Source organism: Pseudomonas sp. IAC-BECa141 (assembly GCF_020544405.1).
GTDB lineage: Bacteria > Pseudomonadota > Gammaproteobacteria > Pseudomonadales > Pseudomonadaceae > Aquipseudomonas.
In genome coordinates this window covers 6189373-6202115 of the sequence record NZ_CP065410.1, presented here as the reverse complement: position 1 = coordinate 6202115, position 12743 = coordinate 6189373, and the positions used below count along the sequence as shown (strand labels likewise).

Genomic DNA, 12743 nt, shown 5'->3' with positions numbered 1-12743 from the left:
CATGTGTGGAATTGTCGGCGCCGTTGCTGAACGTAATATCACCGCCATTCTGGTCGAAGGCCTCAAGCGTCTGGAGTACCGGGGCTATGACAGCGCAGGCGTGGCTGTCTTTACCAATGACGCAACCCTCGAACGCACCCGCCGTGTGGGCAAGGTCAGCGAACTCGACGCCGCTCTGGCCGAACATCCGCTGGTCGGCCGTCTCGGTATCGCCCACACCCGCTGGGCGACCCACGGTGCACCGAGCGAACGCAATGCCCACCCGCATTTCTCCGGTGACATCGCTGTCGTGCACAACGGCATCATCGAAAACCATGAGGCGCTGCGTGAACAACTCAAGGCGCAAGGCTATGTGTTCAGTTCCGATACTGACACTGAAGTCATCGCCCACCTGCTGACTGAGAAACTCAAGACGCTGCCGGACCTGACCGACGCCCTCAAGGCTGCGGTCAAGGAGCTGCATGGCGCTTACGGTCTGGCGGTCATCCACGCGCAGCAACCGGATCGTCTGGTTGCTGCCCGCAGCGGCAGCCCATTGGTCATCGGTCTGGGTCTGGGCGAGAACTTCCTCGCTTCCGACCAACTGGCCCTGCGTCAGGTCACCGACCGTTTCATGTACCTGGAAGAGGGCGATATCGCCGAGATCCAGCGTGACAAGGTGCAGATCTGGGACGTGACCGGTAAAGCCGTCGAGCGCCAGACCGTCCAGTACACCGATGGCGCCGAAGCCGCCGACAAAGGCGAGTTCCGTCACTACATGCTCAAGGAAATCCACGAGCAGCCATCCGTGGTGCAGCGCACCCTGGAAGGTCGATTGAGTTCGGATCAGGTGCTCGTTCAGGCGTTTGGCCCACAAGCCGCTGAACTGTTCGCCAAAGTGCGCAACGTGCAGATCGTGGCGTGCGGCACCAGTTATCACGCCGGGATGGTTGCCCGTTACTGGCTCGAAGAGCTGGCCGGCATTCCTTGTCAGGTCGAGGTCGCCAGCGAGTTCCGCTACCGCAAGGTGGTGGTGCAGCCCGACACTCTGTTCGTCACCATCTCCCAGTCCGGCGAAACCGCCGACACCCTGGCCGCCCTGCGCAACGCCAAGGAACTGGGTTTCCTGGGAAGCCTGGCGATCTGCAACGTCGGCATCAGCTCGCTGGTGCGCGAGTCCGACCTGACTCTGCTGACCCAGGCCGGTCGCGAAATCGGTGTGGCCTCGACCAAGGCGTTCACCACGCAACTGGTTGGTCTGCTGTTGCTGACCCTGTCTCTGGGCCAAGTGCGCGGCACATTGGGCAAAGGCGTTGAAGCCACGCTGGTCGAAGAACTGCGTCGTCTGCCAACCCGTCTGGGCGAAGCGCTGGCGATGGACAGCACGGTGGAAAAGATCGCAGAGTTGTTTGCCGAGAAGAACCACACGCTGTTCCTGGGCCGTGGCGCGCAATTCCCGGTAGCGATGGAGGGGGCCTTGAAGCTCAAGGAAATCTCTTACATTCACGCCGAAGCCTACCCGGCCGGCGAATTGAAGCACGGTCCGCTGGCGCTTGTGGATAACGACATGCCGGTGGTGACCGTCGCGCCTAACAACGAGCTGCTGGAGAAACTCAAATCCAACCTGCAGGAAGTCCGCGCCCGCGGCGGCGAACTGATCGTGTTCGCCGACGAGAAGGCCGGGATGACCAACGGCGAAGGCACTCATGTGGTGCAGATGCCGCACATCCACGACATTCTGTCGCCGATCCTCTATACCATTCCGCTGCAACTGCTGTCGTATTACGTCGCGGTGCTCAAGGGAACTGACGTGGATCAGCCGCGTAACCTGGCGAAGTCGGTGACGGTGGAATAAGTTATCCACAGTGGATCACCCAATAAAATCGCAGCTTCGGCTGCGATTTTTTTATCCGGATCGAGGACACCATGGATCGCTTCCAGGAAATGCAGGTTTTCGCCATCGTCGCCCAGGAGCAGGGTTTTTCTGCTGCTGCGCGGCGCTTGGGTCTGTCGGCAGCCAGCGTGACCCGGGCGGTGGCGGCGCTGGAGCAGCGGATCGGTACGCAGTTGCTGATTCGTACCACCCGCAGCGTGCATCTGAGCGAAGCGGGTCTGCGTTATCTGGAAGACTGTCGGAGAATTCTCGCCGAGGTGCAGGAAGCGGAGGATTCCGCTGCCGGCAGTCATACCCAGCCCCGTGGGCAGTTGATGGTGACGGCGCCCGTTTTGTTCGGCGAGTTGTTTGTCACACCGGTGATGGCGCGTTATCTGACGCAATACCCGGACGTTGCCATCAACGCCCTGTTGCTCGACCGGGTGGTGAGCATGGTCGAGGAGGGTGTCGACGTCGCGATACGTATCGGCGAGCTACCGGACAGCAATCAGCATGCGATCCGGGTCGGTGAGGTGCGGCGGGTGATTTGTGGCTCGCCGGAGTACTTTGCGGTCCATGGCCGGCCGACCCATCCACAGGCCCTGGCAGGGGCGCCGGTGGTGGCGACGTCGGCCATCGGCCAGCAGCGCAGCTGGCCATTCATGGAAAACGGTGAACTCATTGGCGTAAGACCGGAGCCGCGTCTGGTGGTCACCGCCAATCAGGCTGCGATCACGGCAGCGTCGCTGGGCCTGGGGCTGACCCGTGTGCTGTCTTATCAGGTGGCCAGCAAGGTGGCTTCCGGCGAACTGGAAATCGTCCTCGCCGAGTTTGAATTGCCTGCGCTGCCGATCCATGTGGTGTATCAGGGCGGGCGCAAGGCGCCGGCGAGGGTGCGCAGTTTTGTCGACTTCATGGTGAACGCATTGCGTGAGCATCCCGCCTTGAAAAATGCCGCTTTATTTCATCCAGAGAAATAATGGATTGCGTTTGCTGGTGATTCTGTTGTTTTCACGATAGGTGGAAGATGGCTCCCACGGCCGCCGTCCACCCTGAACGGCGCCATCATTCAACGGAGTCGACCATGCAAGCGATCAAACTCTACAACTTCCCGCGTTCCGGCCACGCCCATCGCGTCGAGCTGATGTTGTCCCTGCTGCAATTGCCGACCGAGCTGATCTTTGTCGATCTGGCCAAAGGCGAGCACAAACAGCCCGGCTACCTGGCGATCAACAGCTTCGGGCAAGTACCGGCCATTGATGACAACGGCGTGGTGCTGGCCGACTCCAACGCGATCCTCGTCTACCTGGCACAGAAATACGGTAATGGTCGCTGGCTGCCAAGCGATCCGGTCGGCGCCGCGCACGTACAGCGCTGGTTGTCCGCAGCCGCCGGGCCAATTGCTTTCGGTCCCGCCGCCGCCCGCCTGATCACGGTATTCGGAGCGAAGTTCAACGCCGAGGAAGTGATCACCCGTGCGCATAACTTTCTCAAGGTGATGGATCAGGAACTGGGCAAAACCCCGTACCTGGTGGGTAGCGAGCCGACCATTGCCGATGTCTCGGCCTACAGTTACATCGCCCATGCGCCGGAAGGCAATGTGTCGCTGGACGACTACGCTAACGTTCGCGCCTGGCTCTCGCGCATCGAAGCGCTGCCCGGTTTTGTCGGCATGCCGCGCACTGTCGCCGGCCTGCAAACCACCGCCTGACATTGATCATCCACACTGCGCCGAGGGTGCAGGGGAGAGGCCGAGATGGAACGTTCACCGTGGCACGCTGGCGAGCAACAATTGCAGGCCCATGTCGGCGTTGCCGAACGCATGGAGGAATTCGGTCGTAAGGTGATTCGCACCTGGATGCCGGATCAGCACCGCCAGTTCTATCAGCAATTGCCCTTCATGCTGTACGGCGCGGTGGATGCCGAAGGTCGCCCCTGGGCCAGTGTGCTGGAGGGGGAGCCGGGTTTTGCTCACTCTCCCGAGCCGACGCAACTGCAGTTCGCCAGTCTGCCGGCTGCCGATGATCCGGCGCAGTTGCAGGCCGGCGCCGCGATCGGATTGCTCGGCATCGAGCTGCACACCCGCCGGCGCAATCGGCTCAATGGCCATATTGGCAGCCTGGGGGCGGACGGTTTTGCGCTGACGGTAGATCAGTCGTTCGGCAACTGTCCGCAGTACATCCAATTGCGCCAGTTTCAGCGGGTGCCACTGACGGATCCGCAGACTCGCAAGGCCGAACACCGTGACAGCCTCGATGACGCCGCCATTGCGCTGATTGAAAGCGCCGACACGTTCTTTGTCGCCAGTTACGTTGATGTCGACGGTGAGCGTTCGGTGGATGTTTCTCACCGTGGCGGCCAGCCGGGTTTTGTGCGGATCGAAGGCAATCGCCTGACGATCCCGGATTTTGCCGGCAATCTGCACTTCAACACCCTCGGCAATCTGCTGCTGAATCCCTTGGCCGGTTTGCTGTTTATCGACTTTTCCACAGGCGATGTGTTGCAGCTCAGCGGTCGTACCGAGGTGATTCTCGAAGGGCCGCAGATCGAAGCCTTCCAGGGCGCCGAGCGGTTGTGGACATTTGAAGTGGAAAAGCTGGTTCGACGTCCGGCGGCCCTGGCTCTGCGCTGGCGCTTCGAGGGTATGTCGCCAACCAGTCTGCTGACCGGTAACTGGGCCCAGGCCGATGCACGGTTGCAGGCCAAGGCATTGGGTGACAGCTGGCGGCCATTGCGGGTGTCCAGGATCGAAATGGAAAGCCGCCACATCCGCTCGATCTATCTGGAGCCGGACGACGGCGCGGGTCTGCCGGTGTTTCTGGCAGGGCAACACCTGCCGCTGCGGTTCAACCTCGATGGCGAGGTGCACATCCGCACCTACAGCCTGTCGGGCGCGCCGTCAGACGATTTCTTTCGGATCAGCGTCAAACGTGAAGGTCGTGTGTCGACGCACCTGCACGAGCAGATTCGCGTGGGCGATGTACTGGAGGCGCGCTTGCCTCAAGGACATTTCACCGTCGCGGCGTTGGAACGCCGTCCATTGGTGTTGCTCGCCGCCGGAGTCGGCATCACGCCGTTGCTGTCGATGCTGCGTGAGGTGGTGTATCAGGGCCTGCGGACTCGGCGGATTCGTCCGACCCTGTTTGTTCAGAGCTCCCGCAGCCTCGCCGACCAGCCGTTTCGCGCGGAGCTGGATCGCTTGCTGGAAGACGCCGGTGACGCCGTGAAGGTGTTGCGAGTGCTCAGCCAGCCAGAGGACGATCTGGTGCAAGGCGAGGATTTCGATATTCGTGGCCGTATCGATGGCGATCTATTGCGCAATCTGCTGACCGACGAGGACTTTGATCAGGTCGACTTTGTGCTCTGTGGTCCCGGCGGTTTTACCCAGGGGATCTACGACACTTTGCGTGAACTGGATGTGCGGGACGGGCAGATCCACGCCGAAACCTTCGGCCCTTCGACCCTCAAGCGCCAAGCCGATCCGGATGCGATCGTGATCGAGCAATTGCCCGCCGCGACCACGTCGGTGCCGGTGGTGTTCGAGCGTTCGGCCAAGGAAGCACGCTGGCAGCCTGACGGCGGCAGTTTGCTGGAGCTGGCTGAAAGCCGCGGTCTGCGTCCGGAATTCAGTTGCCGCGGTGGTTCGTGCGGCACCTGCAAGACACGGCTGATCAGCGGCGCGGTGAATTATCCACAGCCTCCGGCGGACGTGCCGGAGGAGGGGCAGGTGCTGATTTGCTGCGCGGTACCGGCACAAAGTGCCCAGCCGCTGGTGCTGGATCTGTAACGGATCAGGCGAAGGACAATGCCTTTTCTTCCAGCAGCTCCTGATACAACTCGGTCCACTTGCGGCCCATCTCATCGGCTGTGAATAACTGCCGATAACGGGCCTCAGCCTTGAGGCCCATTTCGGCGGCGCGGGCCGGGTTTTCCCACAGGGTGCGCATCGCTTCACGAAACGCCTGTGGATGACTCGGTGGCACCACCAGTCCGGTTTCGTTGTGGATATTGATATAGCTGGTGCCGGTGCCGATCTCGCTGGAGATCATCGGTTTGCCGTACATCGCGCCTTCGAGCAGCGAAATGCCGAACGCTTCCGAGCGCAGGTGCGACGGGAATACGATGGCGTAGCTCAGTTGCAGCAGGGCGACCTTGTCTTCATCGCTCAGACGGCCGAGGAAATGAATGTTGCGCAGGCCCAGCGCGGCGGCCTGGGCGTGCAGTTCCTGCTCCAGCGGGCCGGCGCCGACGATCACCACCGGATAGTCCACGTCTTTCAAGGCGTCGAGCAGGATGTGCAGGCCCTTGTAATAGCGCATTACCCCGACGAACAGGAAAAACTTATCCCCAAGCTGCTGACGCCAGCGGTTCATGCGCTCGACGTCGGGCTGTGGATAACCTGCCTTGTTCAATCCATACGGGATGACGCGGGTCTTGTCCCGAAACTGCTGCAACACATCGCTGGTGTGCAGGTAGTTCGGCGAAGCCGCGACAATCCGGTCGGCGCTGGCGAGAAAGCGGTTCATCAGGGGGCGATAAAGTTTGAGCAGGTGCTTCTGGCGAATGATGTCCGAGTGGTACGTCACCACCGTCGGTTTGTTCACGCCGCTGGCGAAGTGCACCAGATCCATGAACGGCCACGGGAAGTGGTAGTTGATCACGTCGGCTTCGGCGGCCAGTTCGCGAAACTGCTTGAACACGCTCCAGGAAAACCCGGTGGAGGCGAACTGCACGTCCAGTCTGGCCCGATGCACTTCGTGCTGGCCAAGGCGTACCACGGCTGGCTCGGGATTGGCGCTGAGCGTCAGTACCTGACCTTCGATGCCGTGCTGGGCGCCACTTTCGCAGAGTTGAAAGATGACTTGTTCGATACCGCCGACCGAGTCAGGCAGGTATGTCTTGAAAAAATGGAGAACCCGCATTCAACCTCCCATGGCCTGGTGGTAGGCGCCGGCCGTGGCCTGCGCGCAACGCTTCCAGGAAAAAAGCCGTGCCTGCTGCAATCCGGCTTCCCGGCATGCCTGCCAGTGCGCTTGATCATCGATCAGTCGGCTCATCGCATCGCGCAAGCCGTCTGCATCGTCAGCTTCAATATAGTTGCCGGCATCGCCCGCCACTTCCGGCATGGCCGAAGAGCGGGTGAGCACCACCGGCGTGCCGCTGGCCATCGCTTCCAGCACCGGCAGGCCGAACCCCTCATACAGCGACGGAAAAACCAGCGCCCGGGCGCCGGCCAGCAATTGCGCGACTTGCTCATCGGGCAAATAGCCGAGCAGGCACACGTGCCCGCAAGCCAGCGCCTGATTCAATTCTTCACTGAACTGATCGCGCTGCCAGCCGGCCATGCCGACGATCAACAGCGGGAAACGCTGGCGCACCCGTTCCGGCAGCCGCCCGTGGGCGCGCAGGGCCAGGTTAAGGTTCTTGCGCGGCTCCAGAGTCCCGACACACAGGAAATACTCCCGGCACTCGACCGCATGGGCCTTGAGCACCGCATCGATGTCGTGCGGCTCGCGCGGATGGAAGCGCTCGGCGACACCCAGCGGCGCGACCACGAAGCGCTCGGCAGGCAGTCCGAAATAATCCCGGGCCTCGTCAGCGATGGCTTGTGAGTCGGTCAGAATGATCCGCGCCTGGCGTACGCCGTCGGCGAGCCGCCGTTCGATTTCCCGCAGCCGTGCCGGCGGCTGGGTCTCGGGGAAATGCAGGTGCGTGAGATCGTGCAGGGTGATCACGGTCGGGCCGTCGAAGGCCAGCGGCCACAGGCTTGGTTCGTGATACAGATCGACCGGTTGCGCAGGGCCCTGATCGAAGCGTTTCTGCTCCAGCCAGCGGCGCGCCTGATAGGCGCCAGGGATCTGTCGCAGCAGCGGCGTCAGGCGCGAATAACCGGGCATCGTCGCTTCCGGCAGTTGCGAGCTCCAGCCCCAGCCATGGAACAGCGCCACTTCGATATCGGTTTCCGCGTGCAAGGCATTCACCAGCTCGGCCACGTAATGGCCGATGCCGGTGCGCGGTGCCTGGAGAATCCGGGCGTTAAGGGCTATGCGCATGTTGCCTCGCTGACACCTCAGGTGCCTCCAGCACATGGCGCGCGGTACGCTCGGCCAGTTGCGCGCTGGCTTCGCGCCAGCCGATCCATTGCCAGTCGCTCACATCGCGGGCCGCGGGGAATCGACCGCTGCGTTCAAAGGTCTGCACCAGATCGGCGAGGCTGTGCGGCGATTGCAGATCGAAATACGCCATGAATTCACCGCCGATCTCGCGGAACACCGGTATGTCACTGCCCATCGCCGGCAGCCCGCGCTGCATCGCTTCCACCAGCGGCAGGCCGAAACCTTCGATGAACGACGGAAACACCAGTGCGCTGGCATGAGCGTAAGCGTGTTCCAGGCTGGTGTCGCTCAAGTCGTTGAACATGAACAGACGCCGGTTCAGTTCGGGATGATTGCGGATCCGCGCAAGCAGCGCGTCGCACTTCCAGCCAATGCGCCCGGCAATGCACAAGCGAGCTTTCGAGCCGTTCGCCCAGGCATGGTCGAAGGCATCCAGCAGATAGTCGTGGTTCTTGCGCGGCTCGATGGTGCTGACCATCAGAAACACCGGCTCCGGTGTGGCGAACAGCTGTTGCAAACGTGGTTCGACGCCGGCTTCGACGCTCTGCAGATCCAGCTCCGAACCGAGGTGAAAGTAGTCGAACCAGCGTTTGCCGACTTGCGCCGATCCCAGGCGACGTTGCAGTTCTGCCCGCACCTGATCGCGCACCGTGGCGGAAATCGCCATGAAGCCGTCGGCGTTGCGGGCGATCCAGTCGAACCACTCGCTGTACACCTCGACCAGCCGCGTGTCGTAGAACTGCGGATGGGACAGCGGAATCAGGTCGTAGATCACCGCAACGAGGCCCAGGCCTTCCTGTTTGAGGCGCTCGGCATGCAGGAAAAAGTCCGAATGCCATGACGAATCCAGCAGCACCAGTTGATCGCCTGGCTGGTGTTGCAGTGGCTCACAGCGTTGAGGCATTTGATAGCGATTGACCTGCTCGACCAGCCGCAGCGGTAGCCCGAATGCACCGAACGAGGTCAGGCGATAGCCGACGTACAACACGCGTCGTGCCAGTTTTGTGCGGCAACGGGTGTCCAGCCGTTGATGCAGCTGCCAGAAACGATGAGCCAGCCGTTCCAGGCGTTCGCCAAATGTGACGATGGCATTGAACAGCGGCGAATCCAGCGGCGCCAGACGCTTCACACGGTATAACTGGCCCTTGAGCAGAACCACCGGCACGCATTCGACGCCTTCGGCACTCGGCGGCAGCTGTTTGATGACGTTGCGCACCACCCGCTGAATCCCCGAATTGACCTTCGGGTGTTTGAAGACGTGGGTGCATTCGACCAGCAGGCGGGTCATGGCGCACGCTCCGCGAGGTTGTCCGCATGGCGGGTGATCGACGTGTGGGCGCCCAGCCAGGAACAGCCGACGAAATCTTCCTTGCGGTTGTTGATTACGTGAAATACCAGACCGTAGTCGCGCCATTCGAAGTTGCGGTCCAGGTGCGAGTCCAGTCGCGACAGGCTCAGGGCGACTGAATAGTTGCCCTTGCCCAAGCCCATGACGAAGGCGAAGCGATAGGTGATGCGCTCACCCGCCCGCAGGTCTTCCAGCGCCTGGTTCTGGCGGTGGGTATTGATGCCGTACATGGCCTGGCCCAGGCGATCCTTGATCAGGAAGCCGAGCACCAGCCGTTCGATGTCCTGACGAATCTCCACCTCGACTTCCAGTGTCACCGGCTGACCGACTTCGGCGGCGTCGATAGAGCGTTCGCGTTCATCGAGCAGACGCACGCTGAGGATCCCGGCCTCGCCGGTGCCGGACACGGTGCGTACCTGGCCGCCGTCGAGCAGTTCCTGGCGCACGGTCTGGCCTTCGCGCTCGGCGAGCAGGGCATTGTAGTAATCCATCACCGCTTCGGGCTTGTCGTGCATGACCATGTGGCCGCCCTCGAGCAGGATCGCCGAGTCGCAGATCGACTGGATCGCCGAACGGTCGTGGGACACGATCAACAGCGTGGTGCCGGCCTTGCGGAAGCTGCGGATGCGGTCGAAGCTTTTGTGCTGAAAGTAGGCGTCGCCCACCGACAGTGCTTCGTCGACGATCAGAATGTCGGGGCGGCGCGCGGTGGCGACGCTGAAGGCCAGACGCATCTGCATGCCGCTGGAGTAGGTGCGCACCGGGTGATCGATGGCCTCGCCGATTTCCGCGAAGCGTTCGATGTCCGGCATCAGTGCTTCGATGTCTTCGACCTGCATGCCCAGCAGTTGCCCGGCCATGATTGCGTTCTGTCGGCCGGTGAAGTCCGGATGAAAGCCCATGCCCAGTTCCAGCAGCGCGGCGACCCGGCCCTCGAGTTGGATCTGGCCGCAGGTCGGCTGAGTGGTGCCGGTGATCATTTTCAGCAGGGTGCTTTTGCCGGCGCCGTTGACCCCGACAATGCCCACCGCTTCGCCGGGGGCGATCTCGAAATTCACGTCTTGCAGCACCCAGTGCTGGCGATGGCGCATTGGCGAAAACGGTATCAGCCATTCGGCCAGGCGACTCCAGCGAGTGGGGTACTGCTTGTAGGCCTTGCCCAGGCCGGTAACGCGTATGTACCCCATCAGAGTTCATCCACCATTTCGCCGACCCGCCGGCGAAACAGGCGCAGGCCGACCGCACACAACAGCAGGCCGATCACGAAGATCGGCAGCAGCGAATTCCACACCGGCCACTGACCGTAGAGAAACAGGTTCTGATAACTGCCGATCAGATTGGTCAGCGGATTGAGCTGCAACAGGTGCTGCACCCACTCGGGCAGGATGCTCAGCGGGTACACGATCGGGGTCAGCCAGAACCAGAATTGCAGGCAGATGGCGAATAGCTGTCCGACATCGCGAAAGAACACGTTGAGCACGCCGAGGATCATGCCCAGCCCGGCGCAGAACAGCACTTGCAGCGCCAGCAGCGGCACCAGTGCCAACAGGGCCATGCCCGGCCAGCGTCCGGTGATCAACAGAAAGCCGAGGAACAGGCCGATGATGATCGCGAAGTTGATCCCGGCATTGAGCAGCACGATCACCGGCAGGCAAAGGCGCGGGAAGCTGATTTTCTTCAGCAGGTTGGCGTTCTCCAGAAACATGTTCTGGCTGCGCAGGGTGATTTCCGAGAACAGGCCCCAGGTCAGCAGCCCGGCGCACAGGTAGACGCTGTAGGCCGTGCCGTCGTCCACGCCGGGCAGACGGGCGCGCATGATGTGGGAAAAGATCACCGTGTACACGATGATCATCGACAGCGGGTTGAGTACCGTCCACAGCGCGCCGAACAGCGAATTGCGATACCGCGCTTGAAACTCCCGCTTGACGCTACCGAGGATGAAACCCCGGTAGTCATGCAGCGAGCGGTACAGGGAAAGCAGCATTCACACCGTCCTGCCGTATTGGTCTTCGAAGCGGACGATGTCGTCCTCTCCCAGGTATTCGCCACTTTGCACTTCGATGATCACCAGGTCGATGACGCCGGGGTTCTCCAGGCGATGCTTGTGACCGGCGGCGATAAACGTTGATTCGTTCTTTGCCACCAGGGTCGTGCCGCTGCCGTTGTTGGTGACCTTGGCCATGCCTTCGACCACCACCCAGTGTTCATTGCGGTGATGGTGCATCTGCAACGACAGCTTGCCGCCGGGTTTGACCACGATGCGCTTGATCTTGAAGCGCGGGCCTTCCTCAAGCACGGTGTAGGTGCCCCACGGACGGCTGACCGTGCGATGCAGACGATAGGCTTCGTGAGATTTGTCCTTGAGCTGTTTGGCCACCCGCCGCACATCCTGCGCACGGTCGGCGTGGGCCACCAGCACGGCGTCGGCGGTGTCGATGACGATCAGGTCTTCAACACCTACTGCGGCCACCAGCCGGCCTTCGCTTTGAACGAAGTTGTTGCGGCTGTCGATGAAGATCGCCTCGCCGCTGGCGCGATTGTTATCGGCGTCGGCCGGCACCAGCGCGGCGACTGCGCCCCACGAACCGATATCGCTCCAGTCGAAACCGGCGGGCACCACCACGACTTTCTCGGAGCGTTCCATTAACGCGTAGTCGATGGAAATGTCGGTGATCTCGGCGAACAGTTGCGGCGACAGTTCCTGTTGCAGGTAACCCGTGGTTTCCAGCGGTTCGCTGGCGGCCATGCAGGCGCGGGTCTGTTCCAGCAGCTCGGGGGCGTGCAGCTCCAGCTCGGCGATCAGGGTGGCGGTGGTGAAGCAGAACATTCCCGAGTTCCACAGGAAGTTGCCGCTTTCCAGGTAATGGGTGGCGGTTTGCAGGTCGGGCTTTTCCACGAAACGCTGGACCTTGGCTGCGCCTTTTGCATCCAGCGGGGCGCCGGTCTCGATGTAGCCGAAGCCGGTTTCCGGGGCGGTCGGCACCACACCGAAGGTCACCAGATAACCGTCTTTCGCCAGATTGACCGCGTGCTCGACTGCGCTTTTGAGCGCATCTTCGTTGACGATCAAATGGTCGGCGGGCATCACCACCATGATCGCTGCATCACCGTGCAAGGCTTGCAGCGACAGTGCCGCCGCCGCGATGGCCGGTGCAGTGTTGCGCCCGGTGGGTTCAAGCAGGAAGTGCCCGCGATGGCGTGAAAGGCGCGCGGCCTGATAGTGATCCTTGCTCTGGAAGTAGTATTCGCGATTGGTCACCGTGACGATGTCGCCCCAGCCGTCCAGCAGCGCGGCGGCGCGGCGGTAGGTCTTGCCCAGCAGCGACTGGCCGTCGGGCAGGGTCATGAATGGCTTGGGATGGCCCTCGCGGGACACCGGCCACAAACGGGTGCCGGCACCGCCGGACAGAATCACGGGGATCAGCAT

General features: G+C 62.0%; 10 protein-coding genes. 4 read left to right on the top strand and 6 right to left on the bottom strand.

Annotated elements, in window-relative coordinates:
- Position 1: 1 nt before the first annotated feature.
- The 4 genes from glmS (at position 2) to I5961_RS28470 (ending at position 5639) form a co-directional block, all read left to right on the top strand.
- Positions 2-1834: a glutamine--fructose-6-phosphate transaminase (isomerizing) gene (gene glmS / locus I5961_RS28485; protein WP_227234003.1), complete on the top strand. Its 1833-nt coding sequence runs from the start codon at positions 2-4 to the stop codon at positions 1832-1834.
- A 71-nt stretch (positions 1835-1905) separates the two neighbouring features.
- The gene (locus I5961_RS28480) at positions 1906-2832 is read left to right on the top strand and encodes a LysR family transcriptional regulator (protein WP_227234001.1); all 927 of its coding nucleotides are present in this window, start codon (positions 1906-1908) and stop codon (positions 2830-2832) included.
- Between the two features lie 104 nt (positions 2833-2936).
- On the top strand, positions 2937-3563 hold the full coding sequence (locus I5961_RS28475; RefSeq protein ID WP_085696644.1) for a glutathione S-transferase family protein: 627 nt from the start codon (positions 2937-2939) through the stop codon (positions 3561-3563).
- A 45-nt stretch (positions 3564-3608) separates the two neighbouring features.
- Positions 3609-5639 carry a pyridoxamine 5'-phosphate oxidase family protein gene (locus I5961_RS28470; protein ID WP_227234000.1) on the top strand — a complete coding sequence of 677 codons (2031 nt, stop codon included), beginning with the start codon at positions 3609-3611 and terminating at the stop codon, positions 5637-5639.
- 4 nt (positions 5640-5643) lie between these two features.
- Here I5961_RS28470 and I5961_RS28465 read toward each other — a convergent pair whose 3' ends face one another.
- From I5961_RS28465 to I5961_RS28440, 6 genes are read right to left on the bottom strand one after another with little or no spacing between them, the layout of a single operon-like run.
- On the bottom strand, positions 5644-6774 hold the full coding sequence (locus I5961_RS28465) for a glycosyltransferase family 4 protein (RefSeq protein WP_227233999.1): 1131 nt from the start codon (positions 6772-6774) through the stop codon (positions 5644-5646).
- Positions 6775-7905, bottom strand: a complete 1131-nt coding sequence (locus I5961_RS28460) for a glycosyltransferase family 4 protein (RefSeq protein WP_227233997.1) — start codon at positions 7903-7905, stop codon at positions 6775-6777. It lies immediately after the preceding gene.
- The gene (locus I5961_RS28455; protein WP_227233995.1) at positions 7889-9256 is read right to left on the bottom strand and encodes a glycosyltransferase family 4 protein; all 1368 of its coding nucleotides are present in this window, start codon (positions 9254-9256) and stop codon (positions 7889-7891) included. The genes I5961_RS28460 and I5961_RS28455 overlap by 17 nt, the downstream gene beginning before the upstream one ends.
- A complete protein-coding gene (locus I5961_RS28450) occupies positions 9253-10503 on the bottom strand; it encodes an ABC transporter ATP-binding protein (protein WP_085696652.1) in 1251 nt (416 codons plus the stop codon). The genes I5961_RS28455 and I5961_RS28450 overlap by 4 nt, the downstream gene beginning before the upstream one ends.
- Positions 10503-11300 (bottom strand): ABC transporter permease, encoded by a 798-nt coding sequence (locus I5961_RS28445; RefSeq protein ID WP_227233994.1) that lies wholly within the window; start codon positions 11298-11300, stop codon positions 10503-10505. Before I5961_RS28445 ends, I5961_RS28450 begins: the two co-directional genes overlap by 1 nt.
- A complete protein-coding gene (locus I5961_RS28440; protein ID WP_085702254.1) occupies positions 11301-12743 on the bottom strand; it encodes a mannose-1-phosphate guanylyltransferase/mannose-6-phosphate isomerase in 1443 nt (480 codons plus the stop codon).

Excerpts from the sequence above, each read along its gene's own strand:
- glmS (WP_227234003.1), top strand. The coding sequence starts at position 2 with ATGTGTGGAATTGTCGGCGCCGTTGCTGAACGTAATATCACCGCCATT.
- I5961_RS28480 (WP_227234001.1), top strand. The coding sequence starts at position 1,906 with ATGGATCGCTTCCAGGAAATGCAGGTTTTCGCCATCGTCGCCCAGGAG.
- I5961_RS28475 (WP_085696644.1), top strand. The coding sequence starts at position 2,937 with ATGCAAGCGATCAAACTCTACAACTTCCCGCGTTCCGGCCACGCCCAT.
- I5961_RS28470 (WP_227234000.1), top strand. The coding sequence starts at position 3,609 with ATGGAACGTTCACCGTGGCACGCTGGCGAGCAACAATTGCAGGCCCAT.
- I5961_RS28465 (WP_227233999.1), bottom strand. The coding sequence starts at position 6,774 with ATGCGGGTTCTCCATTTTTTCAAGACATACCTGCCTGACTCGGTCGGC.
- I5961_RS28460 (WP_227233997.1), bottom strand. The coding sequence starts at position 7,905 with ATGCGCATAGCCCTTAACGCCCGGATTCTCCAGGCACCGCGCACCGGC.
- I5961_RS28455 (WP_227233995.1), bottom strand. The coding sequence starts at position 9,256 with ATGACCCGCCTGCTGGTCGAATGCACCCACGTCTTCAAACACCCGAAG.
- I5961_RS28450 (WP_085696652.1), bottom strand. The coding sequence starts at position 10,503 with ATGGGGTACATACGCGTTACCGGCCTGGGCAAGGCCTACAAGCAGTAC.
- I5961_RS28445 (WP_227233994.1), bottom strand. The coding sequence starts at position 11,300 with ATGCTGCTTTCCCTGTACCGCTCGCTGCATGACTACCGGGGTTTCATC.
- I5961_RS28440 (WP_085702254.1), bottom strand. The coding sequence starts at position 12,743 with ATGCTGATCCCCGTGATTCTGTCCGGCGGTGCCGGCACCCGTTTGTGG.